The organism is Luteimonas cucumeris, from assembly GCF_007830035.1.
In the GTDB taxonomy this organism is placed as follows: Bacteria; Pseudomonadota; Gammaproteobacteria; order Xanthomonadales; family Xanthomonadaceae; genus Luteimonas_C; species Luteimonas_C cucumeris.
In genome coordinates this window covers 446,768-473,598 of the sequence record NZ_VLKN01000003.1, presented here as the reverse complement: position 1 = coordinate 473,598, position 26,831 = coordinate 446,768, and the positions used below count along the sequence as shown (strand labels likewise).

Here is a 26,831-nt window from a genome sequence, read left to right as displayed (position 1 = left end):
GCTGACGACGCAGAGGGAGACATGCAGGTTTAGTGCCTTTCAATATTCATGTTTCTAACGCTATGTTGTTGAACAATAAGTTTTTTTGTCTTGACGAGGGCTTCACGCCAAACGCTGCTGAAAAGGTCCGCGGCGACAGGAAATGTTTCAACAACGAAACATGGCGCGGGTCTGCCCTCCAGACTGGGCAAGCGTTTGGTGGCATCGAGGCGCGTCAGGTGCCGCAAGACGTACCCGGGGCGACGTGCTGAAAATGCTTCAAGAACGAAACATCGCGCGAGGTAGTCGATACACGGCAGATATAAGGTCATGAAACCTCAGGGAATCGTTGCGCTGGCGATTGCCGGCTCTGCGGCCTTCGTGCAATGACGCAGCCGCATGACCAATGAAGGTCCGATGCGTGCGCCTCCAAACGACGGCTTGCCTGACTGCGGCATGCGGATACGCTGGTATCCGGCCAGGCACCACGAATTCCTTTTCATACAAAGCATTAGGGTTCATTTATAAAGTAAGGTAGCGCGACCGGGATCCTGCCGGCACGGATGAGGTTGCGACGCTGGCTATAACCTATCGCCCTCGATGACCATCGTCCGCTATCGCTTCGGGGATTACGTGCTGGATCTCGCCAACCGCGAATTGCGGTTGCGCGGTGAAGCCGTGGCCTTGCCGGCGCGGGTCTTCGAGTGCCTGTGCTGCCTGATCGAACATCGTGACCGCGCGGTCAGCCGCGACGAGCTGGTCCGCGCGGTGTTCGGCCGCGCCGATGTTTCCGATGCGCAACTCGCGCAGATCGTGCTGAGGACCCGCCGCGCGATCGGCGACGATGGCCACGAGCAGCGTTCGATACGCACCGTGCCGCGCTTTGGTTTTCGCTGGCTGGAACGGACCTGGGCCGATCAGGCTGGCGATCCCGAGGGACTGGAGACAGGCGCCGCCGAAACGCCGGCCGCTTGGGCGCCACCCTCGCCGCTCGCCGACATGCCGCAAACGAGCGTACGCAACTGGCGTCTGCCGGGCCTGGGCCTGGCCGTGCTGACGACATTGCTGGTGCTGGGCCTGCTCGGCTGGGCCTGGCTGCATCCCTCTACGGACATCCGCCCCGCGTCCACGCCGGTGCCGGAAAATATGGCGGTAGCCGATTCGTCGAGCAGCGCGATCCTGGTGCTGCCGACCACGGTCGAAGGCACCGACGATGTCGCCTGGGCGCGGCTGGGGCTGATGGATTTCGTCGCCGACCGCCTGCATCGCGCCGGCCTGCCGGTGCTGTCCAGCGAAACCGTACTTGGCGTGTTGCGCGAGCAGCCCGACAAGGACCGGCCGCGACAGCTGCGCCGCGCCACGCGCGCCGGCTGGATCGTCAGCAGCAGCGCCACGCGCAAGGCCACCGATTGGCAGGTGTCGTTGACCGCGACCGACGGCGAAGGCGTCAGCCAGCGTGGCCAGGCGCAGCACGCCGATCTGCTCGAGGCTGCGCGTCTGGCGGCCGATCGCCTGTCGCCACCGCTTGGCGGACATCCACCGAACGACAAGGACGCTGCACCAGGTCTGGCCGAACGCCTGCAGCGGGCGCGTGCGGCAATGCTCGCCAACGAAATCGAAACCGCGCGCCGCATCCTCGGCGAGGCTCCGGAACTGCAGCGTTCGCAGCCGCAGCTGCAATACCAGCTGGCGCGGGTGGATTTCCGCGCCGGCGAATACCAGCGCGGTCTGGCGACGCTGGACCAGGCGCTGGCCAGTGCCGAGGCGCGCGCGGATCCGCAATTCCAGGCACGCCTGCTCAATGCCCGCGGGGCCATGCTGCTGCGCCTGGATCGTCCTGTGGACGCCGAGCGCACCTACGACCAGGCGATCGTGCTGGCCGGTGATGGCCGCCATCCAGCCGAACTGGGGCAGGCCTTGAGCGGACGCGCGGTGGCGTATTCGCTTCAGAAACGATTCGATCGCGCCCTCGCCGACCTCGGCCAGGCGCGCGTGCAGCTGGCCAGTCGCGGCGATGCCCTGGCGGTGGCGCGGGTCGATGCCAACCTCGGCATCCTCGAGGCCGATCGCAAGCGCCCCGCGCACGCCCTCGCCTACCTGGAAAAGGCAGCCGGGGATTTCATGGCGATGGGCGCGCTCAACGAACTGGCGACCACGCGCAAGATGCTGATGGCGGTACACCTGCAGCTGCTGCGGCCAGATGCGGCGTTGGCGGAAAGCGAACGTGCCTGGGCGCTGCTGCCGCGCATCCGCGATCCGAGCCAGCGCGCCGACCTGATCCTGACCCGTGCCGAAGTGCTGATGGTGTCTGGCCGGCTGCGCGAGGCCAGCCGCCTGCTCGACATGCCGGACGCCAGCCAGACCACGCCAGCGGACCAGGGGCGACGCGAATATCTGCAGGTCGACCTGTCGCGCCGCGCGGGCGCGGCCGCGCAGGCGGCGTCCCTGGCCGATGCCGCGCTGCGCGCCTGGCCACCGGAACGGAACCCGCGGTTGCGCGGATGGCTGCAGTGGCGCCGGCAGCAGGCTGCGCAGCAGGCTGACCTTGCCGTGTCGACGACCAGCGTGTCGAGCCTTGGCGACACGCTGGCCGAGCGGCTGACCCGCGCTGCCTCGCTGCAGGCCAGCGGCGACTTCGCAACCGCCGATGCCGGCTATCGCGCCGCCGTGGCACTGGCCGAGCAGGCCGGAATTCCGGAGGAGATCGCGATCGCCGTCGACGCTTACGCCACCTGGCTGCTGGAACGCGGCCGAGATGCCGAAGCCGGTGCGCTGGTCGGCCGGGTCGCGCCCTGGGCCACGCACGATTTCGACCTGGCGTTGCTGCAGCTGCGGCTGACGCGCCGGCAGGGACAGCCCCGGCAATGGCGCGAAGCCTTCGACCAGGCCCTGCGCCTGGCTGGCGAGCGCAGGATCCCGCCCGACCTCCATCCCGCGACACAGGCCGCGCACGCGCAGTGATGGCGCGCACGGATCGGCATCGGCCACCCGGCCGTAATGCAATCGTCAAACGATTGGAATGACGCTGCGGCGCCGCCGCTGCAACGTCGCAGGACAGCGCGCTGCGCATCTGTGAACGGATGCGAATCCTGGCCCCCGCCAGTACCCGCGCCAGCAAGCAAGAACCTTCCAACGCCCCCGTCGATTGCCCAGGAGCCAACCCATGTCCCCGCAGCTGCTCACCGTCGCCCTGCTGTCCGCCCTCGCGCTCTCCCCTGCCCTGCATGCCACGCCCGCGCAGGCCGCTGCCGGCAAGGACCGTACGCTCGAGTTGTCGCTGATCCGCGGCGGCGCAGTCAGCGCCGAACCGATCGTCGACGGCCGATACGTCCATATTCCGACCGGCCGCGTGCTGGCCACCTGGAACTACGCCCAGCCCAGCGCCCCGCTGCGCATCGCGACCACTGAGCCTGCGGACGGCGCGATCAACTCGCTGGTCCGCCGCGGCGACTACCTGTACGCCAGCTGGCGCGGCCACGACGGCACCAGCGGCGTGGCGACGTATTCGCTGGCGGATCAGGACCGGCCGGTGCTGGTCGCGCAGGACACGGACTACGTCGACAGCAAGGAAAAATTCGTGATCGGCATCGCCGTCGCCAACGACCATCTGTATCTGTTCGACAACAACCACGGCGTGTTCGTCAGCAACCTGGCCGACCCGGCGAAGCCGTCGTTCGTGCGCAGCGCGATCGAATCCACGCCGACCCAGTACACCCGGCTGGTCACCCATGGCAACGTGATCCATGCCACCGGCCGCAGCTGGATCGGCGGCACCGTGTTGCATCTTTACGACGTCAGCAATCCGGACGCGCCCTACCGGATGGCCGAGCACCTGGTCGACGGTCTCGACAGCTTCAGCCTGACTCCGGAACCGGGGCTTGCGATCGGCATCGGTAACCAGCTGAGCCTGTTCGACCTCAGCAATCCCATGCAGATGATCAAGCGCGGCTGGCTGGATGTACCGCCGGCGACGCACGGCCTGCGCGTGGGCACGCATTACTACAGCTTCGGCTACAGCGATGGTGTGGACATCTGGAACATCGCCGATATCGATGCGCCCAGTGCCGCCGGCCATCTCGACATCTCCACCCTGGGCGGACGCCATGCGGTGACGCTGGGCAAGACCGTGTTGCTGCAGACCGATACCGACCTGATGCAGTCGCTGGACGTCAGCGCGCCGGCCAAGCCACGCCATGTGGCGACTTCCTGGCTGCCCGGCGGCGTCGGCGCGCGCGATGTCGCGCCGCTGTTCCACGACCGCACGTTGCTGCTGCTGCAACCCAACTACGGGTTGATGCTCAGCGACTCCCGCACCTTGGCGCCGCTGTCGCGATTCGAGGCCGATCTTCCGGCCTACCTGCAATCGCGCAGCTTCGAACAGCTGTCGCTGGTCGGCGACACGGCCTACGTGGTGGCCTGGGGCTATGGCCTGATCAACGTCGATCTGTCCGACCCCCGGCAGCCGGTGGAACTGGGGCGCCTGCCCTTCCCCTTCGCCGCCGTGCTCGACGTCAAGGACGATTACGCCTACATCGCGAAATGGACCAATGGCGGCCTGTTCGGCGTGGCCGATGTGTCGGACCCGACCAAGCCGCGACTGGTCTGGCAGGGCGGTCTGTCGGCGCAGCCCTATCGGCTGAAGGTCGACAAGGGCCATGCCTTCCTCGTCGAAAGCGCCGAGCCAAACTCGGACACCGGCGGCCTGCGCATCTACAACCTCAATGACCCGGCGCAACCGGTCGAAGTCGCGCATTTGAACAAGGGCTGCGGCAACGCCTTCGACCTGTCCATCGACAGCGAAGTCTCGCTGGCCTATGTGGCCTGCGCCTCGGGCATGCAGGTCATCGACATCTCCAAGCCGGAAGCGCCGATGCTGATCGGCCACTATGAGTCAGGTGAATCATCCGGCTTCAACAAGGTCGCGCAACGCCGCGATCGCGCCTGGTTTGCCGACAACAACGGCCTGCACGAGCTGGATGTCTCCGATCCCACCTCGCCGCGCCTGCTCAAGCAGACCGAACTGGGTCACCAGGTTCCGCAACGCATGCAGGCGCTGGCCGATGGGCGGCTGGTGGTGCTGGGTGGTGAAACCGGCGTGCACGTGTTTTCGCGCACCAAAGGCCGCCCGTCCGGAACGCCGCGCGCCGATGGACGCCTCGATCCATGAGCATGTCAGCGATATCCATTGGCGCGCGCGTGGCCTGAAGACCACCGCCACAAGGGAACAGATACGATCCGGCTTCGCAGGCCGGATCGTTTTTTTCGGCGGATGCTCAGGCCAACGGCCGCAGTTGCATGGCCACGCGCGCGCCAAGCAAGACCAGCGCCAATCCAGCGAATAAGGTCACCGCCAGGTACATCAGCATCATGGTGCTGCGCTGGGATCGGGCGAACAGCAGGCATTCCAGCATCAGCGCCGAATAGGTGGTCAACCCGCCGAGCAGGCCGACGATGAGGAACGCGCGCAGGTACAACGCCGACGGCCCCTTGTCCTCCAGCCAGATCGCGAGATAGCCCGCTGCGAACGATCCGGCCAGGTTCGCAGCCAGCGTGCCCCACGGAAAGCCGCTCCCCAGCTGGCGCAGCAACACTCCGGTCAACCAGAAGCGGCCGCCCGCACCGAGCGCTCCGCCCGCCATGACCAGCAACAGCTGCTGCCACCAGAGTCCGAGATTCATGACGATCCCTTCGCGATTCGCTGTCCGCTAGCACGGACAAATGGAGTGTCCTGCAGGAACACCCATGCCACGTTCCGTCGCCGCATCGACCGTGACAACGTCCGGTCGGCGGGTAGCGCGGACGTGCCCTGCATTGCCGGATTATGCCGCCGGCTTTCGGGACGCGCATCGCCTGCATGAAAAGGCGTGACGAAAACATCGACAAGCCGTCCGCTAACGTGGTTAACATTGATCGCGCATCGATCGCCATGTTCCGCAACGGACCTTGCCCATGTCCCACATGCTGCGTGTTCTGTCGTCGCTGGCCCTGATCTGCCTTACCCCCGTTGCCCTGGCGCAGACACCCGATGCTGCTTCCGCGCCGACGGCGCGGGCAGCTGACTCCAGGCAATGCATCGGCCTGGTCCTGGGCGGCGGCGGAGCGCGCGGTTCGGCGCACATCGGCGTGCTCAAGGTGCTCGAGCGCGAGCGCATTCCGATCTGCAACCTGGCCGGCACCAGCATGGGCTCGATCGTCGGCGGCCTGTACGCGGCCGGGTATTCCGCCACGGAACTGGAGGCGGTGCTCACCAACCTCGACTGGACCGAGTTGTTCCGCGACGACCCGCCGCGTGAGCAGCTGCCGATGCGGCGCAAGGACGACGACTTCCGCGACTTGCTCAATTTCGAGCTCGGCGTACGCGATGGCCGCGTCGTGACGCCTCCTGGCTTCATCCAGGGCCAGAAGCTGACCATGCTGCTGCGCCGGCTGGTGCTGTCGACCTGGGACGTGCACGACTTCAACGAGTTGCCGATCCCGTTCCGCGCGGTGGCCACCGACATCAGCACCGGCCAGCCGGTGGTGTTCAAGGAGGGCGACCTGGCCATGGCGATGCGCGCGAGCATGTCGGTGCCGGGCGCGTTCGCGCCGCTGCGGCTGGACGATTACATGCTGGTCGACGGCGGCATCGTCGACAACGTGCCGGTCGATGTCGCGCGGCAGATGGGCAGCGACGTGCTGATCGTCGTCGACGTGGGGGCACCGCTGGGCAAGCGCTCGGACGTGGAACTGGGCAACCCGGTATCGGTCATGTCGCGCATGATCGATACGCTGATGCGCCAGAAAACCGAAAGCACATTGGCCACGCTGACGCCGGAGGACCTGCTGATCACGCCTGAACTCGGCGACATGAGTAGCGCCAATTTCGGCAACGCCGACAGCGCGGTCGTGATCGGCGAGCAGGCGGCCGAGGCACTGGTTCCGGAACTGCGCAGGTTCAGCGTGTCGCCGGAGGCCTACGCCGCCTACAAAAACCAGCATCGCCAGCGCGATTTCGACCCGGGGCTGATCAAGTTCGTCGATGTCCTCGTCGACTCGACGGCATCGCCAAGATTCGTGGAACGGTCGATGGCGCCGAATGTCGGCAAGCCGTTCGATGTCGACCGGATCGAGCAGGACATCGGTTCGGTCTATGGGCGCGGCAACTACCAGAACATCCACTACCGTCCGGCCGAGCGCGACAGCGAGTACGGGATCGAGGTGATCCCGGTCGACAAGCCCTGGGGGCCGATGTTCGCCAAGTTCGGGCTGCAGATCAACGACAACTTCAACGGTTACAGCGACTATCAGTTGTCCGCGCAACTGACCGTCACCAACCTCAACACTTTCGGCGCCGAATGGCGCACCAATCTCTGGTCCGGACGCGTTGCCGGGCTGCGTACCGAATTCCACCAGCCGTTCGGCGATTTCGGCCATTTCTACGCAACGCCTTCGCTGATGACGCGTACCGAGAACGTCTCGCTTTTCGAGGACAACGATGAGGTGGCCAAGTACCGCGTGCGGCGCAGCATCGCTGCACTGGAAGCCGGCTATTCGCCGGTGCCCTACTGGCGGCTGCGCGCGGCGCTGGTGCGTGGCCGCGTGAGCGGGCAACGACTGATCGGCGATCCGGTCGAGTTCCCCACCGTCAAATCCGATTTCGCCGGCGTTCGCATGATCGCGGACTGGGACACGCTGGACAATGCGGACTTTCCGACCAGTGGCGCACGCGTGTCGTTGCGTTACGAGTTGTACAACAAGGCCGCGGGCGGCGAAGTCGATTCCGACGTTGCGCGGCTGACCGGCGACTGGGTCTGGCGCTGGGGAGCGCAGAAGCGCTATCGCCTGTTGATGGGCTTGCGCATGAGCAGCGCGCTGGACGACAACGACGACTTCATCGAAGCGCAGGATTTCCTCGGCGGATTCCTCAACCTGTCGGGACACGCCGAGCGGTCGCTGGTCGGCAACCAGACTGCATTCGGGCGGGCCGTATTCTTCCGGCGCATGGGCGAAGACCGCCTGTTTTCGGTGCCGCTGTTCGTCGGCGGCAGTCTCGAGGCGGGCAACGCCTGGCGCAGCAAGGATCTGATCAGCGCGGACGACCTGATCTATTCGGGCAGCGTCTTTGCCGGGATCAGCACGTTCCTGGGACCGCTGTTCCTGGGCTACGGTCACGCCAGCGACGGCGCCAATTCGTGGTACCTCACTTTTGGTTCGCTGCTGCGGCCGCGCGAGACCGAGTAATGCCATTCGCCGCTCGCATGCGCCGATTGGGACATGTGGCCGGTCGGCATTCTACTCGCGCGCGGCCTCGCCTCGCGCCTTGCGCAGCGCGTCGAGTTTTTCCTTCAGCTTGATTTCCATGCCGCGCTCGACCGGCTGGTAGTACACGCGTTCGCCCATCGCATCGGGAAACCCGGTCTGGTCGATCGCGATGCCGCCTTCGCGGTCGTGGTCGTACTGGTAACCCTTGCCGTAACCGAGCTGCTTCATCAGTTTGGTCGGCGCGTTGCGGATGTGCATCGGCACTTCCTGCGTACCGTATTCCTCGACGTCGCGTTTGGCGGCACCGAAGGCCATGTAGGCCGCATTGGATTTGGCCGTGCTGGCGAGATAGATGACCACCTGCGCCAGCGCCAGATCGCCTTCCGGGCTGCCGAGCCTGTCGTAGGCGTCCCAGGCCTCGGTCGCCATCTGCAGTGCGCGCGGATCGGCCAGGCCGATGTCCTCCACCGCCATGCGGGTGAGCCGGCGCGCAAGGTAGATGGGATCGCAGCCGCCATCGAGCATGCGCGCGAACCAGTACAACGCCGCGTCGGGATTGGAGCTGCGCACCGATTTGTGCAGTGCGGAGATCTGGTCGTAGAACTGTTCGCCACCCTTGTCGAAGCGACGGGTGCGATCGGCCAGCACCTGGCGCAGCGTGTCGCGGTCGATGGTGCCGCCCTCGCCGGCCAGCTCGGAGGCGATCTCCAGCAAGGTCAGCCCGCGGCGCACGTCGCCATCGGCGGCGCCTGCGATCTCGCGCAACGCGGTGTCGTCGATCTGGAGCCCGCGGCCGCCAAGTCCGCGCTCCTCGTCCGCCAGGGCGCGTTGCAATGCGGCAACGATGTCGTCGGTCGACACCGATTCCATCACGTGCACGCGGCAACGCGACAGCAGTGCCGAGTTCAGTTCGAACGAAGGATTCTCCGTGGTCGCGCCGACGAACAGAATGGTGCCGCGCTCGATGTGCGGCAGGAATGCATCCTGCTGCGCCTTGTTGAAACGGTGCACCTCGTCGACGAACAGCACGGTGCGCCGGCCTTCGGCTAAACGGTGCCCAGCTTCGGCCAGGACCTGTCGCACCTCAGGCAGGCCGGAAAGTACTGCTGAAATGGCGTGGAATTCGGCGTCGGCGTACTTGGCAAGCAGCAGCGCCAGCGTGGTCTTGCCGCAGCCCGGAGGCCCCCACAGGATCATCGAATGCACGTGCCCGGATTCGATCGACGTGCGAAGCGCCGACCCCGGCGCCAGCAGTCGGCGCTGGCCGACCATTTCGTCGATCGTCTGCGGGCGCATGCGTTCGGCCAGCGGCCGCAGCGCATCGCGATCGACGCTCAGCAGATCCTTGGCGTCGCTCAACCGGGGTTTGCTCTTGGCCACGCGGGCATTCTAGCGCCGCCGATCGCAGCGGCCGCGATGGGCCGTCCGGCTCAGTTCGTGCCGATCACGTCCACGCCTTTCGGCGGTGTGTAGGTGAACGTGCCTCTCGCGAAATCCGGATTGCGTTTCCAGTCGCTGAACACGATTTCGGTTCGCTGGCCCAAGCCGTCGACCACTTTCATCTGCACGAGCCCCGCCGGTCCGAAGCCCAGCCTGGCCGACTGGAAACTGGCCTGGTCTTCGTTGCGCGGAGTCAGCAGCAGCCAGTCCAGGCCACCATCCGTACCGGCTTCGGCGACCCGGAAATCCTGTTCCAGCTTGCGCGGGTCGATCAGCGCGACCAGCGGGCTGTCCTGTTCCTCGACGCCCTGCGCGCGCACGGCGACCTGCTGCAGGTCGGGGTCATAGACCCAGACTTTCTTGCCGTCGGCGACGATCAGTTGTGGGTGAGGCTTGAGGTATTCCCAGCGGAACAGGCGCGGCGCCGACAACGCGACGCGACCGCTGGTCGACTCCTTCAACTGGCCGTTGTTGTCGTACACCCGCTGTGTGAACTGGCCGTCCAATCCCTTCAGGCCACGGGTGAACGCGGTCAGGTCCTCGCGCGCCGTCGCCATGGCGCAGAGCGAGAACACGGACGCGGCCATGGCCGCAATAAAGGCAACGCGTTTCATGGCAGGTATTCCTGGAAAGCGATGCGGAAAGTCTGCAAGCCGGCAGCTGAATAGCGACTGGTCAATGGCCCTGCAGCAATCGGCGCTTGATTTCCGATTGTATCGGCCGATCCTGCTGCGCGCCGGCATCCGACGATGCCGCACCGCCCGGCGTGGCCTTCAATTCGTCCTGCGTCGGACAGTCGTTGCAGGTCGTGATGTCGGCAGGCGCCGCGGCGGCCGCGTTCGCATTCGTCGCAATGGCAAGCGGTTCAGCCCGCAGCACCGGTGGCTCGTCACGGGTCGGAACGGCAATGGCCGGACTGGCTGGCGAAAGCGCAGGCGCTGTCGTGTCTGCCAATGGGCTTGTGTCTGTTGCAGCAGCCATGGCGTCCACTGCTCCCGCTGCGGGCGCGGCAACGGTCGGGATGCCTGGTGGCGCTTCGCTGATCGTTATGGAGGGGCCACGCCGTGGAACGGATGTGGCTGTCGCTGTCATCGCTGCCGTTGGGTGACTGGGCGCTGAGATCCGTTTGGCCGGATCGTGCTGCTGGACCGACGCCTTGCTCCAGCGCAGCCATGCCTGCGCATCCGCATCGGGCATGGACAGGCACGAGGCAAGCGCGGCCGCGACCGCGACCGCCGGCAGCCAGCGAAAAACGATCATGAGCCATCCCCTATGACGCCCCTGCAACGAGCTTAGCCGTTCAGGAGCGGCCATGCCAGCGCGTATCGTGGCGCATCGAGAGGGTTATTTCGGTGGCGGCGGCGCCAGCACGCTGCGGTCGCCATTGTGCTCGGGAGGCGTCACCACGCCGGCGGCTTCCATCGCCTCGACCAGGCGCGCGGCGCGGTTGTAGCCGATCTTCAGCCGCCGCTGCACGCCGGAAATCGATGCGCGCCGGGTCTCGGTGACGATGCGCACCGCTTCGTCGTAGAGCGGATCGCTTTCGTCGCCGCCACCGCCGCTGCTTTCGGGCAGCCCGGTCGCACCGACGACGATGCCGTCGCCCATCGACTGCACTTCTTCCAGCACGCCCTCGATGTAATCGGGGCCGCTGCTGCTCTGCTTCAGGTGCTCGACCACGCGATGCACTTCATCGTCGCTGACGAAGGCGCCATGCACGCGCTCGGGCATCGCCGTGCCCGGCGGCAGATACAACATGTCGCCGTGGCCGAGCAGCGTTTCGGCGCCCGACTGGTCAAGGATGGTGCGCGAGTCGATCTTGCTCGACACCTGGAACGCGATACGCGTGGGGATGTTGGCCTTGATCAGGCCGGTGATCACGTCGACCGACGGTCGCTGCGTCGCGAGGATCAGGTGGATGCCGGCCGCTCGTGCCTTCTGTGCCAGACGCGCGATGAGCTCCTCCACCTTCTTGCCGACGATCATCATCATGTCGGCGAACTCGTCGATGAAGATGACGATGAATGGCATCGTCTCCAGCGGCCTCGGCGCCTCGCCCAGTTCCGGGTTCGGCTTGAACAGCGGATCCATCAGCGGCTGGCCGGCGTCCTGCGCATCCTTCACCTTCTTGTTGAAGCCGGCCAGGTTGCGCACGCCGACCGTGCTCATCAGCTTGTAGCGGCGCTCCATCTCCGCCACGCACCAGCGTAATCCGTTGGCGGCCTCCTTCATGTCGGTGACCACCGGCGCCAGCAGGTGCGGGATGCCCTGGTAGACGCTGAGTTCGAGCATCTTCGGGTCGATCATCAGCATCCGCAGTTCCTTCGCGGACGCCTTGTACAGCAGGCTCAGCACCATCGCATTGACCGCGACCGACTTGCCCGAGCCGGTGGTGCCTGCCACCAGCAGGTGGGGCATGCGGGCCAGGTCCGCGACCAGCGGACGGCCGGCAATGTCCTTGCCCAGCGCCAGCGTCAGCGGACTGCCGGACTTGTCGTATTCCTTCGAGCGCAGCAGTTCGCTGAGATAGATCATCTCGCGGTGCGTGTTCGGTGTTTCCAGGCCGATCACCGATTTGCCCGGGATCACGTCGACCACGCGCACCGACTTCACCGACAGGCCACGCGCGATGTCCTTGTCGAGCGAACTGATCTGGCTGACCTTGACGCCTGGCGCAGGCTGCACCTCGAAACGGGTGATCACCGGACCCGGATAGGCACCCATTACCTGCGCCTCGATGCGGAAATCCCGGAGCTTGAATTCGATCTGCCGCGACAGCGTCTCCAGCGTTTCCTCGCTGTAGCCCTTCTGCTGCGGCTTGGGATCGTCGAGCAGCGCCAGCGGCGGGATGCCGGTGCCGTCGCCGACATGGAACAGCGGAATCTGCTGCTCGCGCTTGGCGCGGTCGCTTTTTTCCACCTGCGCCGGTGCGGGCGGTTCGATCTTCACCGGGGTGCGCTTCGCGCGCAGTTCGGTCTCGATCTTGCGCGATTCCTCACGTTCGCCGCGGAAGGCGCGTGCTTCCTGCCATTCGACGGCCTGCTGCGTGCTGCGGCGGAACAATCCCGGCAGGGCCATCGCCCACTTGCCGAGGCGATCCATCACCGCCAGCCAGGAGAGGCCGGTGGCGAGCGTGATCGAGGTCAGCAGCAGGGCCAGCAGGAACAGGTTGCTGCCCATCGCGCCGAAGCCTCGCTCCAGCGAGCGTCCCACCAGCTGCCCGAGGATGCCGCCAGCACCGGCGGAAAAATCCGCGACCAGGCCGATGCGCAGATAGAGCAGGCCCGCTGCGGAGACCAGGAAGCCGACGATGCCGACCAGCCGCAGCGCCGGGCCCAGGTCGGCATCGCCATCGCCGTCCGAATCCATGCCGAACAACGCGATCCAGGCAACGACGCCGAGCATGATCGGCAACAGGAAGGCGACATAGCCGAACAGGTAGATCAGTACATCGGCCAGCCAGGCCCCTACCCGGCCGCCGATGTTGTGCAGCGGCGCGGTGACGCTGCCCGAATGCGACCAGCCGGGATCATCGGGCGAGAAGGTGAACAGACTGGCCATCAGGTACAGCAGCACCGGCGCAATCAGGATCAGCGCGATATCGCGCAGCAGACGCTGGCGACGCGGGTTCGGGGCCGCGGCTGCTGGCGGTGCGGCGGCGTTGCGCTGCTTCTTGCTGCGTTCCGGGATCGGGCGTGCCACCGTGTGTGTTTACCTGAAGAAAATCCCCTAGAGGATTGATCTTAATGCGTTAAGTGTTCAAACACTAGTCGATCCCATCGCACGGGCGGCCGACGGCAGTCAGAGCTTCATCCCCTGCAACGCAGGATGCACCAGCTTCCCGCCTTCGACGTTGATTCCTTTCACCAGCGCGGCATTGTCGCGCCAGCTTCCGGAAGCCAGCTTGTTGACCCAGGGCAGGATCGCCGCGCAGATCGCCTGCGACGAGGTCTGCGGCACGGCGCCGGGCATGTTGGTCACGCAGAAGTGGGTCACGCCCTCTTCGACGTAGGTCGGCTCTTTCCAGGTGGTCGGACGCGAGGTTTCGAAACAGCCGCCCTGGTCGATGGAGATGTCGATCACCACGCTGCCATCGGCCATGCCCTTGAGCATGTCGCGGGTCAGCACGTGCGGCGCACGCGCGCCGGTGACCAGGACCGCACCGACCACGAGGTCGGCCGACGCGACTTCGCGCGCCACCACGTCGGCGTAGGGATACAAGGTGGTGACGTTGTTGCCCAGCCGCATCATCTGGTCCATGCGGTCCTGGCGCATCTCGAACACCACCACGTTGGCGCCGCCGGCTGCCGCCAGTGCTGCCGAAGCGCTGCCGGCCTGGCCCGCGCCGAACACCACGACCTTGCCGCGCTCGGTCGATGGCAGGCCACCGAGCAGCTTGCCCTTGCCGCCTTCTGGCTGGTGCAGCAGGTGCGTGCCGACCTGCACCGCGATCTTGCCGGCGATCACCGACATCGGCGCCAGCAGCGGCAGGTCGCCGTTGGGCAGCTCGACCGTCTCGAAGGCAATGCCGGTCAGGCCGATGTCGAGCAGGCGACGGGTCAGCGCCGGTTCCGCGGCCAGGTGCAGGTAGCAGAACAGCATGTGGTCCTTGCGCAGCAGCGCCAGGTCGCCCTCGATCGGTTCCTTGACCTTCACGATCAACTCGCCCTTGTCGTAGAGCGTCGCCGCGTCCGGTGCGATGTTGATGCCGAGCGCCGCGTATTCGGCGTCCTTGAAGCCGGACTTGATGCCCGCGCCCTTCTCCAGCCATACCTCGTAACCGCGCCGCACCAGGTCGCCCGCCGCGGCCGGCACCAGCGCCACGCGGCCTTCGAGGGTCTTGGTTTCCTTCGGTACGCCAATACGCATCGCAATCTCCGTGGGTTCCGGCTGGGCCGTATGCGTCGATCCGTAAAACCGGGCACTACATGCGGAAAACCCGCACATGACTGTGCGGGTGAAGGTTGGCACCGTGCCCGGGACGCACTGCGCCACGGCACGCAACGTTGTGTTCGAACGCCTTGATAAGCGGCGTCGCGGTCGCCAAGCTATGGGTTCCGCCACGCTGCTTCGAGCGACGATTCCGCGACGATGAAAACGTCGGGAAAAGGTCGTCCAAAGCGTGTTTCATACCGTCTGCGAGTATACATGAGCCCTGCTTCCCTCAATTCCGCCAAGCACTGCCGCCTGTTGATCCTCGGTTCCGGCCCCGCGGGCTGGACGGCCGCTGTGTACGCCGCACGCGCCAACCTCAAGCCGGTGATGATCACCGGGATGCAGCAGGGCGGCCAGCTGATGACCACCACCGAGGTCGACAACTGGCCCGGTGATGCGCACGGCCTGATGGGCCCGGACCTGATGGCGCGCATGCAGGCGCATGCCGAGCGTTTCGATACCGAAGTCGTGTTCGACCACATCCACAGCGCCGACCTGTCGCAGCGCCCGTTCCGCCTCAAGGGCGACAACGGCGAATACACCGCCGACGGCCTGATCATCGCCACCGGCGCCACTGCCAAGTACCTGGGCATCGCCTCGGAGGATGAGTTCAAGGGTCGCGGCGTGTCCGCCTGCGCCACTTGCGATGGCTTCTTCTACAAGGACCGCGACGTGGCGGTGATCGGCGGCGGCAACACCGCGGTCGAGGAAGCACTGTACCTGTCCAACATCTGCCGCAAGGTCTACCTGGTGCATCGCCGCGACACGCTGCGCGCCGAGAAGATCATGCAGGACAAGCTGTTCGCCAAGATCCAGTCCGGCAAGATCGAACCGGTGTGGCACCACACCGTCGACGAGGTACTGGGCGACGATGCCGGCGTGTCCGGCGTGCGGCTGCGTTCGACGCTGGACGATTCGACCCGCGACCTCGACATCCACGGCCTGTTCGTGGCGATCGGCCATACCCCCAACACCTCGCTGTTCGAGGGCCAGCTGGCCATGAACAACGGCTACATCGAGATCCGTTCCGGCCTGAGCGGCGGGGCCACGGCGACTTCGGTCAAGGGCGTGTTCGCCGCCGGCGACGTCGCCGACCAGCACTACCGGCAGGCGATCACCTCGGCCGGTTTCGGTTGCATGGCCGCGCTGGATGCCGAGAAGTTCCTGGACAAGGACGCTTGATCGTTACGGTCGGATAGAAATCCGGATGCCGACCGCACGCATCTTCGAAAAGCTTGCCGGCATCAACCCGGCCGTGTGGGATGCGCTGCACGATGGCCATAATCCCTTCATCACCCACGCGTTCCTCTCCGGCCTTGAACAACACGGCTGCCTGCGCGAGGAATGGGGCTGGACATCGCGACACCTGACCCTGTGGGACGGCGGTGAACTGATCGCCGCCGCACCCGGTTACATCAAGACCAATTCCCATGGCGAATTCGTCTTCGACCACGCATGGGCGCACGCCTATGCCCGCTACGGCCAGGATTACTTCCCGAAATACCTGTGCGCCGTGCCCTACTCGCCCGTGACCGGACCGCGGCTGCTGGCGTGCGACGATGAAACGCGGCGTCTGTTGCCGGCAGCGATCGTGCGGTGGACGCGCGAGGCCGGCCTGTCGTCCGCGCACGTCAACTTCCATGCCGGAACCGACGATGCCGCTTTTGGCGATGACTGGCTGGCGCGCATCGACGTGCAGTACCACTGGCGCAACGATGCCGGCTGGGAGAACTTCGGCGATTTCCTCGCGGCGATGGATCACAAGCACCGCAAGAACATCCGCCAGGAACGCGCCAAGGCAGCGCGTGCCGGCGTCACCTTCCGCATCGTGCACGGCCGCGACGCCAGCGACGGCGACCTCGCTGCCATGTACGACTTCTACCTGCAGACCTTCGCCGAGTACGGCAATTCGCCGGCGCTGACGTTCGATTTCCTGCGCCATCTCGCCACGACCCTGGCCGACGATCTGGTGCTGTTCCTCGCCGACCATGCCGGCGAGACCATCGCCGGCGCGCTGTGCCTGCGTGGCGGCGACACGCTGTACGGACGTTACTGGGGCACGGCGCGGCCACTGCCGGGCCTGCACTTCGAGACCTGCTACTACCAGGGCATCGAGTATTGCCTGCGCGAAGGCCTGCGCAGGTTCGAGCCCGGCGCCCAGGGTGAACACAAGATCGCGCGCGGCTTCCTGCCCACCTTGGTGCGCAGTCGCCACTGGATCGCCGATCCCGACTTCGCCGAGCCACTGGCACGATGGTGCGAGGAGGAAGCCACGTCGGTGCGTAGCCATGCGGCGAACCTTGCCGGCCATTCGCCGTTCCGTGGCGCAGGCTGATCCGCTGCTCTGCTGTTGCCTCGTTTCACTCCGCATCCCCGCGTTGCCTGTTGTCCCGGACGCAGCAGGGGATCCACTTCCGTGCCGCAACCGACTGCAGGTCCCTCACTGCATTCGGGATGACGGATCGGAGAGTATCCCGTTGCTGGCGCTTCTGGTTTAACGTCCGCGGATGGCCTTGCGCATCCCGCAACTCGATCCGGATCCGGCGTCGCCGTTCCCGCCGGCCGAGTGCGCGTTGCAGGAGCCCGACGGCCTGCTTGCCATGGGCGGCGATCTCTCTCCCGCCCGCCTGTTGAATGCCTATCGTCATGGCATCTTCCCCTGGTATTCGCGTGGCCAACCGATCCTGTGGTGGAGCCCCGACCCGCGCATGGTGTTTCGAAGCGACGGGGTGAAACTGTCGTCGCGCTTTCGCCGATCGCTGAAGTCGTCGGCCTGGGAGGTCCGCGCCGACACCGCGTTCGCCGCGGTCGTGGCCGCCTGCGCCGCGACGCCGCGGCCGGGCCAGCGCGGTACCTGGATCACCGACGCGATGCAGGCCGCCTATGTCGAATTGCACCACCTGGGACATGCGCACTCGGTGGAAGTGTTCTCCGGCACGCGCCTGGTCGGCGGCATCTATGGCGTCGCTGTCGGCCGGATGTTTTTCGGCGAGAGCATGTTCAGTGGCGAGTCCGGCGGTTCGAAGCTGGCGCTGGCCGCCCTCGCCCACCGCCTGCGCGGCTGGGACTGGCCCCTGATCGACGCCCAGGTCGAGAGTCCGCACCTGCTGGGACTGGGCGCCGAATCGTGGTCGCGGCGCGATTTCATCGCCCGGGTCGCCACCCTTGTTTCAATCCCGCAGCCAACAGGCCGCTGGACGGAATGCTTCGGGCGGTTGCCGGCACACGCCCTGTCCCGCGCCGCCGTTTAACGTTTTCTTTGCGTGCAGTGGCGGCGCGTGGCAGAATGCGCGGCTTCCGGACGTTTCCACGCCCGGCACTTCAGGCAGCAAAGGACGCATGGCGAAAGACGACGTCATCGAATTCGAAGGCACGATCTCCGAAACCCTCCCGAACACCATGTTCCGGGTGAAGCTGGAGAACGGCCACGAGATCATCGCCCACATCTCCGGGCGGATGCGCAAGAACTACATCCGCATCCTCACAGGAGACAAGGTCAAGGTCGAAATGACTCCTTACGACCTGACCAAGGGCCGCATCACCTACCGGATGAAGTGATGTCCGGCGTGCGGACCCGCAGGTTCGCACTGGCCACGCTGCCGGTCGTGGCGCTCCTGTCCTGCGGCATCGTTTCGGCCCAGGTCTATCGCTGGAAAGACGCCAGCGGCAACACCCACTACACCGACACCCCTCCGCCGACCAGCGCGAAGGATTACCGCACGGTTTCGCCCGCCGAGCCGAACGCGCCGCGCGACCCGCGTACGCTGCCGCGCCATGCGCCGGCGACGCCGATCGCGACCCGGCCCAGCGTACCTGCTGCGACCGTACCCATCGACCGCACGCTTGCTCCGGCCGACGTGCAGCGGCAGGTCGAGGAAAACCGCAAGTACCTTCGCGCCCAGCAGAACGACAAGGCCCGCAAGGAGCAGGCACTGCTCGATGCCCGGCAATGCACCGAGTGGTACAAGGCGCTCGACCGGATAGAGAAAGCCGAAAAGGAAGCAGGCCCGCAGAAGCGCAACGCTTCCGAACGCAAGGACCTGTCGCATGCCAGGGCGGAACTGAAACGGAACATCGCCGGTCGTTGCGGCTGAGGCCGTTGCTTCGCGGATAAAAAAAGCGGGCCGAAGCCCGCTTTCTTGTGTCGCAGCAACGATGCGATTACCTGACGGTCGCCGGCAGCAGTTTCTCCGGCTCGGCCTGTGCGTCGACCACGATCTCGTCGTCGCGCACATCGATGTTCACGCGTCCGCCGCTTGCCAGCTTGCCGAACAGCAGTTCGTCGGCGAGTGCCCGCTTGATCTTGTCCTGGATCACGCGTGCCATCGGACGGGCGCCCATCAGCGGATCGAAGCCGTGATGCGCCAGCCAGTCGCGCGCGGCCGGTGTCGCCGACAAGGTCACGTTCTTGTCGTGAAGCTGCATCTCCAGCTCGATCAGGAACTTGTCCACCACGCGCAGGATGTGGTCGAAGCCCAGCGCCTGGAACTGCACCACCGCGTCGAGCCGGTTGCGGAATTCCGGGCTGAAACTGCGCCGGATCACCTCCATCGCGTCGGTACTGTGATCCTGTTGGGTGAAACCGATCGAACGCCGTGCTGCCTGCGCCGCACCGGCATTGGTCGTCATCACCAGGATCACGTTCTTGAAGTTGGCCTCGCGACCGTTGGTGTCGGTGAGGATGCCGCGGTCCATCACCTGCAGCAGGATGTTGAAGATGTCCGGATGCGCCTTCTCCACCTCGTCCAGCAGCAGCACGCAGTGCGGCGTCTTGACGATCTTCTCGGTCAGCAGGCCGCCCTGGTCGAAACCGACGTAGCCCGGAGGCGCGCCGATCAGGCGGCTGACCGAATGCGGCTCCATGTATTCGCTCATGTCGAAGCGTACCAGCTCGATGCCCAACTGCAGCGCGAGCTGCTTGGTCACCTCGGTCTTGCCGACGCCGGTCGGTCCGGCGAACAGGAAATTACCGATCGGCTTGTCCGGATTACCGAGGCCGGAACGCGCCAGCTTGATCGCCGAGGTCAGCGTATCGATGGCGGGATCCTGGCCGAAGATCACCATCTTCAGGTTGCGCTCCAGGTGCTGCAGCACGTCCTTGTCGGAAGCACTGACCTGCTTGGCCGGGATGCGCGCCATCTTGGCGACGATGGTTTCGATTTCCTCGACGTCGATGACCTGCTTGCGCACGCCTTCGGCCAACAGCCTCTGCCGAGCGCCGGCCTCGTCGATCACGTCGATCGCCTTGTCCGGCAGCAGCCGGTCGCCGATGTGCTTCACCGACAGGTCGACCGCCGCCTGCAGCGCTTCGTCGGCGTAGGATACGCCATGGTGCTGTTCGTAGCGCGGCTTGAGGCCGTGCAGGATCTCGACGGTCTCGCCGACGGTGGGCTCGACGATGTCGATCTTCTGGAAGCGCCGTGCCAGCGCGCGGTCCTTCTCGAAGATGCCGCGGTATTCCTGGAACGTGGTCGAGCCGATGCAGCGCAGCTCGCCCGACGCCAGCATCGGCTTGATCAGGTTGCTCGCATCCATGGTGCCGCCGGACGCGGAACCGGCACCGATGATGGTGTGGATCTCGTCGATGAACAGGATCGCGCCGGGATGCTTCTTCAGCTGCGCCAACACCGCCTTGAGACGCTTTTCGAAGTCGCCGCGATACTTGGTGCCGGCGACCAGCGCGCCCAGGTCGAGTGCGTAGATCGTGGCGTCGGCCAGCACTTCCGGCACGTCGCCCTCGACGATGCGCTTGGCCAGGCCTTCGGCCAGCGCGGTCTTGCCGACGCCGGCTTCGCCGACGTAGAGCGGGTTGTTCTTGCGACGCCGGCACAACACCTGGATGGTGCGCTCGACCTCATCGGCGCGGCCGACCAGCGGATCGATCTTGCCGTCGCGTGCCAGCTGGTTGAGGTCGCTGGCGAATTCGCTCAGCGCGTCGCCCTTGTGCTCGCCTTCGCCCTCGCCCGCCTTGGCGGCATCGTCGCCGCCCTGCGCGGACTCGTCCTCGCCGAGCTTGGCGATGCCGTGCGACAGGTAATTGACCACGTCCAGCCGGGTCACGTCCTGCTGGTTGAGGAAGTAGACGGCGTGCGAATCCTTCTCGCCGTAGATCGCCACCAGCACGTTGGCGCCGGTGACTTCCTTCTTGCCGGAAGACTGCACGTGGTAGACCGCGCGTTGCAGGACGCGCTGGAAACCCAGCGTCGGCTGCGTGTCGCGGCCGTCGTCGTCGTTCAACCGGGCGACCGAAGTTTCGATGGCCTGCTCGAGTTCGCCGCGCAGGCGCGGGAAGTCGGCGTTGCAGGCCTTGAGCACGCTTTCGGCGGAGGGGTTGTCGAGTAGCGCCAGCAGCAGGTGTTCGACCGTCATGTACTCGTGGCGCGCCTCGCGGGCGCGCTTGTAGCACTGGCCGATGGTATGTTCGAGGTCTTTCGAGAACATGGGGCGGATGCCTCCGTTACGACTGCTGACCTATCTGGGGACGACGTCAGGCCTTTTCCATCCTAGGCCTTTTCCATCGTGCAAAGGAGCGGATGCTGGTGCATACGCGAGAACTCGTTGACCTGGGCCACCTTCGACTCTGCCACCTCCCGGGTGTAGACGCCGCATACGCCGCGGCCGCGGGTATGCACATGCAGCATGATCTGGGTCGCTTTATCCAGGCTGAGCGAAAAGAAGCTCACCAGCACCTCGACCACGAAATCCATCGGGGTGTAATCGTCGTTCAGCAACAGGACGGAATACAGCGGCGGCCTGGCGGTCTCGGGCTTGGCGGTCTCGACGATGACGCCGTGGTCTCGATCCTGGTCGGTTTTCTTTGCCATGGCCCAATTATACGAACGTGTTCGCGTGCGCGTCGTGGACGCGACCTGCCAGACCAAGGAAAATAGGCCCATGATCCGAATAGACAAGCCCGGCCCGATCTTGGCTGCAGAGCGGCGCGCATGAGCTATCGCGAAGGCCGTTTCTGGCAGCCCGACGTGACCGTCGCGACGGTCGTGCTGCACGATGGCCGCCTGCTGTGCGTGGAAGAAAGGGTCAACGGCGGCCTGGTGATCAACCAGCCTGCCGGCCACCTGGAGCCCGATGAAAGTCTTGCCGACGCCGCGCTGCGCGAGACCCGCGAAGAGACCGGCTGGGACGTACGCCTGACGTCGTTCGTCGGCGCCTACCAATGGAAGGCACCCGAAACCCAGCGCCATTACCTGCGCTTCGCCTTCGCAGCGGACGCTGTGTTCCATGATCCGCAACGCCCGCTCGACGAAGGCATCGTCCAGGCGCTATGGCTGACACCGGCCGAGTTGCAGGCGCGGCAGGCCAGCCATCGCAGTCCACTGGTCTGGCGCGTGGTCGACGACTATCTGGCCGGACGTCGTTATCCGCTGGATCTGGCCCGGCAACTGGCATGATCGCCGCACGCACGATCGTCGGCGTATCGGGCGGTGTCGACTCCTCCGTCGCAGCGCTGTTGCTGCGCGACCAGGCAACCCGCGATCCGGGTGATGCCGTCGCCGGGCTCTTCATGCAGAACTGGGCCGACGACGGCAGTGGCGACTGCCGCGCGGAGGACGACCGCAGGGATGCCGTGGCGGTCTGCGGCCGCCTCGGCCTGCCAATCCACTTCCGCGACTTCTCGCGCGAATACTGGGATGGCGTGTTTGCCCACTTCCTTGCCGAATACGCAGCCGGGCGCACACCCAATCCGGACGTGCTGTGCAACCGCGAAATCAAGTTCAAGCACTTTCTGGATGCGGCGCGCGAACTGGGCGCCGAACGCATCGCCACAGGCCACTACGCGCGGATCGAGCAACGCGATGGTCGCTGGACATTGCTGCGGGCTGCCGACGCAGGCAAGGACCAGAGCTATTTCCTGCACCAGCTCGGCCAGGAGCAACTGGCCGCGACCCTGTTCCCGCTCGGCGACTGGCTCAAGCATGACGTGCGCGCCCTCGCCGCCGAGACCGGTCTGCCGACGGCGGCGAAGAAGGATTCGACCGGGATCTGCTTCATCGGCGAGCGCGACTTTCGCGAGTTCCTGTCGCGTTGGCTGCCCGCGCGCGACGGCGAGATCCGTACGCCGGACGGCCGCGTCGTCGGCACCCACCCTGGCGTGTTCTATTTCACGCTCGGCCAGCGCGAAGGCCTCAACATCGGCGGCGTGCGCGGTTTCGAGCCGGCACCGTGGTATGTGGTCGGCAAGGACGTGGGCGGCAACGTGCTCTACGTCGACCAGGGCAGCGACAGTCCATGGCTGCAGTCGCAGAACCTGTGGTCGGAAACCGCACACTGGATCGACGGCCATCCGCCAGCCCGGCGTTTCGCCAGCAGTGCGCAGACCCGTTACCGCCAGGCCGCTGAAGCCTGCGAAGTCGACGTCCGCGAAGACGGCTCGCTACAGGTGCGCTTTCAGCGTGCGCAGCGCGCTGTCACCCCCGGCCAGTCGCTGGTGCTGTACGACGGCGACCGCTGCCTCGGCGGCGCGGTCATCGCGGCCACCGATGCCGCACTCGAATCGCAACTACAACCCCATCTGGAAAGGAACCACGCCGCATGAGCCCGGTGATGCAGGATCGCGTACTGGCGCTGGCTGGGCTGGCCCAGGCGCTGCAGCAGGTACGGCGCATCGCCGAAACCGGACAATCCGACGCGGCCGTGGTCGCCACCGCCATCGACTCGGTGTTCCGGATCGACGCCGAATCGCCATTGGCGATCTATGGCAACGGTGCCGCGCTGCGTCCCGGGCTGCGACTGGTGCGCGAATACCTCGGCAGCCGCATCGACGATCCCCTGCTGCCCAAGCTGGCGCTGGCGGTGATGCAGATCGAGCGTCGTTTCGTCGGCGATGCCCAGTCCGTGGCGCAGGTACAGCGTGGCATTGCTTCGCTGGCGCCTGCGGCAGAGCGACTGGGCAGTACCCATCCCGATATCCTGGCCGGCCTCGGCAGCCTGTACGCCGAAACCATCAGCCAGTTGCGGCCGCGGGTGATGGTGCAGGGCAATCCGCATTACCTCGGCCAGCCCAACGTGGTGGCGGAAATCCGCTCGATCCTGCTGGCGGCCCTGCGCTCGGCGGTGCTGTGGCGGCAGCTCGGCGGCAGCTATTGGGACCTGTTGCTGCGCCGCCGCGAACTGCTCGAAGCCGCGGGCGAATAACCGATCCGGAAGACAGCTTGCGCAGCGCTGAGCATCGGGTAGCGGCGCAAGCGCGACGCCGCGAAGCGATCGACGTAGCTGCGGCGCAGCGCGGCTTCCGGCATAATGGATGCGCTAACCGCGGTGTTTTCCTCCCGCCCTCCCCGCCATATCGCCAGGAGCCTCCATGGCCGACTCCTTCGCCACCCGCGCCCGACTCGACGTCAACGGAAAGTCGTACACCTACGTCAGCCTGCCGAAACTCGGCGAGCGCTTCGATCTGGCCAAGCTGCCTTATTCGATGAAGATCCTGCTGGAGAACCTGCTGCGCCACGAAGACGGCGGCATCACGGTCGGCAAGGAGCACATCGAAGCGGTCGCCAGCTGGAATCCGAAGGCCGAGCCGGACACCGAGATCGCGTTCATGCCGGCACGCGTACTGCTGCAGGACTTCACCGGCGTGCCCTGCGTGGTCGACCTGGCGGCGATGCGCGACGCGGTCGCCAAGCTCGGCGGCAAGCCTTCGCAGATCAATCCGCTGATTCCGTCCGAACTGGTCATCGACCACTCGGTGCAGGTCGACGTGTTCGGCCGCCCCGACGCGCTGGACTTGAACGGCAAGATCGAATTCCAGCGCAACAAGGAACGTTACGGCTTCCTGCGCTGGGGCCAGAAGGCGTTCGAGAATTTCAAAGTCGTCCCGCCCAACACCGGCATCGTCCACCAGGTGAACCTGGAGAACCTGGCGCGCGTGGTGATGGCACGTGAGGTCGACGGCGTGCTGATGGCGTTCCCGGACACCGTGTTCGGCACCGACAGCCACACCACGATGATCAATGGCATCGGCGTGCTCGGCTGGGGCGTCGGCGGCATCGAGGCTGAAGCGGCCATGCTGGGCCAACCGTCTTCCATGCTCATCCCGCAGGTAGTCGGTTTCAAGCTGACCGGCAAACTGCCGGAAGGCGCCACCGGTACCGACCTGGTGCTGACCGTCACCCAGATGCTGCGCAAGCTCGGCGTGGTCGGCAAGTTCGTCGAGTTCTACGGCGACGGCCTGCAGCACCTGCCGCTGGCCGATCGCGCGACGATCTCCAACATGGCCCCGGAATACGGCGCCACCTGCGGCATCTTCCCGATCGACGCCGAATCGCTGACCTACCTGCGCCTGTCCGGCCGCAGCGAGGATCAGATTGCATTGGTCGAAGCCTATGCCAAGGCCCAGGGCCTGTGGCACGACGCGCAGTCTCCGCACGCCGACTACTCGGCCACGCTGGAACTGGACATGGCCGACGTGCGTCCGTCGCTGGCCGGTCCCAAGCGCCCGCAGGACCGCGTGCTACTGGAAGACATGCATGCCAATTTCCGGGAAAACCTCGGCCCGCTGACCGCGCACCGCAAGCCGCGCACGGGCTGCGCGATCGAGGACTTCAAGGAGGAAGGCGGCGCGCAGCCGCAGGCGGATCACCTGGCCGCCGAGCCGGTGTCGAAGATCCGTATCCAGGATCAGGACGCCGAACTGCGTGACGGTTCGGTGGTGATCGCCGCGATCACCTCCTGCACCAACACCTCCAACCCGGCGGTGATGCTCGGCGCCGGCCTGTTGGCGCGCAACGCCAACAAGCTCGGCCTGAAAGCCAAGCCGTGGGTCAAGACTTCGCTCGGCCCGGGCTCGCTCGTCGTGACCGATTACCTGAAGAAGGCCGGCGTGCTGGACGACCTGGAAGCGCTCGGCTTCTACGTGGTCGGCTACGGCTGCACCACCTGCATCGGCAACTCCGGCCCGCTGCCGGACGAGGTGTCCAAGGGCATCGCCGAGAACGAGTTGGTGGTCGCCTCGGTGCTGTCGGGTAACCGCAACTTCGAAGGCCGCGTGCATCCGGAAGTGAAGGCGAACTACCTCGCTTCGCCGCCGCTGGTCGTGGCTTATGCGCTAGCCGGCACGGTCAACATCGACCTGACCACGCAGCCGATAGGCCAGGACCAGAACGGCAAGGACGTGTTCCTGCGCGACATCTGGCCCAGCAACAAGGAAATCGGCGACACCATTGCCGCCACGGTCGGACCGGAGCTGTTCGCGCAGAATTACGCCGACGTGTTCAAGGGCGACAGCCGCTGGAACGACATCGCCTCGCCGGACGGCGAGTCGTACCAGTGGGATGCGTCTTCCACCTACATCAAGAACCCGCCCTACTTCGACGGCATGACGATGAGCGTCGGCAACATCGACGACATCCACGGCGCGCGCGTGCTTGGCCTGTTCGGCGATTCGATCACCACCGACCACATCTCGCCGGCCGGCAACATCAAGAAGGATTCGCCGGCGGGCCGCTTCCTGCAGGAACGGGGCGTGCAGCCGGCCGATTTCAACAGCTACGGCTCGCGTCGCGGCAACGACGACGTGATGGTGCGCGGCACCTTCGCCAACATCCGCATCAAGAACCTGATGTTCGGCGGCGAGGAAGGGGGCAACACGCTGTACTACGGCAAGGCGGGCGCGACGCCGGAAAAGCTGTCGATCTACGACGCTGCGATGAAGTACAAGGCCGACGCCGTGCCGCTGGTGGTGTTCGCCGGCAAGGAATATGGCACCGGCTCGTCGCGCGACTGGGCTGCCAAGGGCACCAACCTGCTTGGCGTCAAGGCAGTCGTGGCGGAAAGCTTCGAGCGCATCCACCGCTCCAACCTGGTCGGCATGGGCGTGCTGCCGTGCCAGTTCAGGAACGGCGAGAACGCACAGACGCTTGGCCTGGACGGCTCGGAGACCTTCGACATCACCGGCTTGAACGACGGTGCGTCGAAGACGGCGACCGTGACCGCATCCCGGGCCGACGGCAGCAGCAAGACCTTCGAGGTCAAGGTGCTGCTGCTGACGCCGAAGGAAGTGGAATACTTCCGTCATGGCGGCTTGCTGCAGTACGTGCTGCGGCAGCTGGCAGCGAAGAAGGCGGCGTAATCGCTTTTGCGACAATCGAAAAAAAAAAGCGGCCACAAGGCCGCTTTTTCGTATCTGCTCTCATCTTTGTAGAGTCGACCCTGCTCCGCTGTCTTCTTGTGGCGTGTGCTATGCGCACGTCGTATCGACAGTTCTAATCGTGCACGCAGCG

19 protein-coding genes and 1 pseudogene are annotated in these 26,831 nt (G+C 65.8%); 12 read left to right on the top strand and 8 right to left on the bottom strand.

Annotation, left to right across the window (positions count from 1 at the left end; genetic code table 11):
* The first annotated feature begins 579 nt into the window (after positions 1–579).
* Together IP90_RS08200 and IP90_RS08195 are read left to right on the top strand one after the other, a co-directional pair.
* Positions 580–2,940 (top strand): winged helix-turn-helix domain-containing protein, encoded by a 2,361-nt coding sequence (locus tag IP90_RS08200; protein WP_144899117.1) that lies wholly within the window; start codon positions 580–582, stop codon positions 2,938–2,940.
* Positions 2,941–3,142: 202 nt separating this feature from the next.
* Positions 3,143–5,146, top strand: a complete 2,004-nt coding sequence (locus IP90_RS08195) for an LVIVD repeat-containing protein (protein ID WP_144899116.1) — start codon at positions 3,143–3,145, stop codon at positions 5,144–5,146.
* Positions 5,147–5,252: 106 nt separating this feature from the next.
* Here the strand turns inward: IP90_RS08195 and crcB are convergent, their stop codons facing one another.
* The gene (crcB, locus tag IP90_RS08190; RefSeq protein ID WP_144899115.1) at positions 5,253–5,657 is read right to left on the bottom strand and encodes a fluoride efflux transporter CrcB; all 405 of its coding nucleotides are present in this window, start codon (positions 5,655–5,657) and stop codon (positions 5,253–5,255) included.
* A gap of 271 nt (positions 5,658–5,928) precedes the next feature.
* On the opposite strand from crcB, the gene IP90_RS08185 reads away from it, so the two are divergent.
* Positions 5,929–8,199, top strand: a complete 2,271-nt coding sequence (locus tag IP90_RS08185) for a patatin-like phospholipase family protein (protein ID WP_144899114.1) — start codon at positions 5,929–5,931, stop codon at positions 8,197–8,199.
* Between the two features lie 51 nt (positions 8,200–8,250).
* Here the strand turns inward: IP90_RS08185 and IP90_RS08180 are convergent, their stop codons facing one another.
* From IP90_RS08180 to ald, 5 genes are all read right to left on the bottom strand, one after another.
* Positions 8,251–9,600, bottom strand: a complete 1,350-nt coding sequence (locus IP90_RS08180; protein WP_144899113.1) for a replication-associated recombination protein A — start codon at positions 9,598–9,600, stop codon at positions 8,251–8,253.
* 50 nt (positions 9,601–9,650) lie between these two features.
* Positions 9,651–10,274 (bottom strand): outer membrane lipoprotein periplasmic chaperone LolA, encoded by a 624-nt coding sequence (gene lolA, locus IP90_RS08175; protein ID WP_144899112.1) that lies wholly within the window; start codon positions 10,272–10,274, stop codon positions 9,651–9,653.
* Between the two features lie 61 nt (positions 10,275–10,335).
* Complete coding sequence (locus IP90_RS08170; RefSeq protein ID WP_144899111.1) at positions 10,336–10,920, bottom strand: hypothetical protein; 585 nt, start codon at positions 10,918–10,920, stop codon at positions 10,336–10,338.
* Positions 10,921–11,004: 84 nt separating this feature from the next.
* The gene (locus IP90_RS08165) at positions 11,005–13,362 is read right to left on the bottom strand and encodes a DNA translocase FtsK (protein WP_144899110.1); all 2,358 of its coding nucleotides are present in this window, start codon (positions 13,360–13,362) and stop codon (positions 11,005–11,007) included.
* A gap of 99 nt (positions 13,363–13,461) precedes the next feature.
* The gene (gene ald / locus IP90_RS08160) at positions 13,462–14,529 is read right to left on the bottom strand and encodes an alanine dehydrogenase (protein ID WP_144899109.1); all 1,068 of its coding nucleotides are present in this window, start codon (positions 14,527–14,529) and stop codon (positions 13,462–13,464) included.
* 279 nt (positions 14,530–14,808) lie between these two features.
* Between ald and trxB the strand changes: the two genes are divergently transcribed.
* The 5 genes from trxB to IP90_RS08135 all read left to right on the top strand — a co-directional run bounded on the left by trxB (position 14,809) and on the right by IP90_RS08135 (position 18,689).
* The gene (gene trxB, locus IP90_RS08155; protein WP_144899108.1) at positions 14,809–15,777 is read left to right on the top strand and encodes a thioredoxin-disulfide reductase; all 969 of its coding nucleotides are present in this window, start codon (positions 14,809–14,811) and stop codon (positions 15,775–15,777) included.
* A 25-nt stretch (positions 15,778–15,802) separates the two neighbouring features.
* A complete protein-coding gene (locus tag IP90_RS08150; RefSeq protein WP_144899107.1) occupies positions 15,803–16,930 on the top strand; it encodes a GNAT family N-acetyltransferase in 1,128 nt (375 codons plus the stop codon).
* Positions 16,931–17,102: 172 nt separating this feature from the next.
* Positions 17,103–17,846 (top strand): leucyl/phenylalanyl-tRNA--protein transferase, encoded by a 744-nt coding sequence (gene aat, locus IP90_RS08145; RefSeq protein WP_144899106.1) that lies wholly within the window; start codon positions 17,103–17,105, stop codon positions 17,844–17,846.
* Between the two features lie 88 nt (positions 17,847–17,934).
* Positions 17,935–18,153, top strand: coding sequence for a translation initiation factor IF-1 (gene infA, locus IP90_RS08140; RefSeq protein WP_112926214.1), 219 nt, complete (start codon positions 17,935–17,937; stop codon positions 18,151–18,153).
* Positions 18,153–18,689 (top strand): DUF4124 domain-containing protein, encoded by a 537-nt coding sequence (locus IP90_RS08135; RefSeq protein ID WP_144899105.1) that lies wholly within the window; start codon positions 18,153–18,155, stop codon positions 18,687–18,689. Before infA ends, IP90_RS08135 begins: the two co-directional genes overlap by 1 nt.
* Before the next feature lie 67 nt (positions 18,690–18,756).
* On the opposite strand, the gene clpA is transcribed toward IP90_RS08135, so the two are convergent.
* Both clpA and clpS read right to left on the bottom strand, forming a co-directional pair.
* Positions 18,757–21,036, bottom strand: a complete 2,280-nt coding sequence (gene clpA, locus IP90_RS08130; protein WP_144899104.1) for an ATP-dependent Clp protease ATP-binding subunit ClpA — start codon at positions 21,034–21,036, stop codon at positions 18,757–18,759.
* A gap of 62 nt (positions 21,037–21,098) precedes the next feature.
* On the bottom strand, positions 21,099–21,419 hold the full coding sequence (gene clpS / locus IP90_RS08125) for an ATP-dependent Clp protease adapter ClpS (protein WP_144899103.1): 321 nt from the start codon (positions 21,417–21,419) through the stop codon (positions 21,099–21,101).
* 120 nt (positions 21,420–21,539) lie between these two features.
* Here clpS and IP90_RS08120 point away from each other — a divergent pair, with 120 nt between their 5' ends.
* The 4 genes and pseudogenes from IP90_RS08120 to acnA form a co-directional block, all read left to right on the top strand.
* Complete coding sequence (locus IP90_RS08120; RefSeq protein ID WP_144899102.1) at positions 21,540–22,004, top strand: NUDIX hydrolase; 465 nt, start codon at positions 21,540–21,542, stop codon at positions 22,002–22,004.
* Entirely contained in the window at positions 22,001–23,149 is a 1,149-nt protein-coding gene (mnmA, locus tag IP90_RS08115) for a tRNA 2-thiouridine(34) synthase MnmA (protein ID WP_144899101.1), read from the top strand. Before IP90_RS08120 ends, mnmA begins: the two co-directional genes overlap by 4 nt.
* Positions 23,146–23,748: a high frequency lysogenization protein HflD gene (gene hflD, locus IP90_RS08110; protein WP_199753428.1), complete on the top strand. Its 603-nt coding sequence runs from the start codon at positions 23,146–23,148 to the stop codon at positions 23,746–23,748. The genes mnmA and hflD overlap by 4 nt, the downstream gene beginning before the upstream one ends.
* Positions 23,749–23,914: 166 nt before the next feature.
* A pseudogene (gene acnA, locus IP90_RS08105) lies at positions 23,915–26,608 on the top strand (aconitate hydratase AcnA); the annotation flags it as partial.
* Positions 26,609–26,831: the final 223 nt, after the last annotated feature.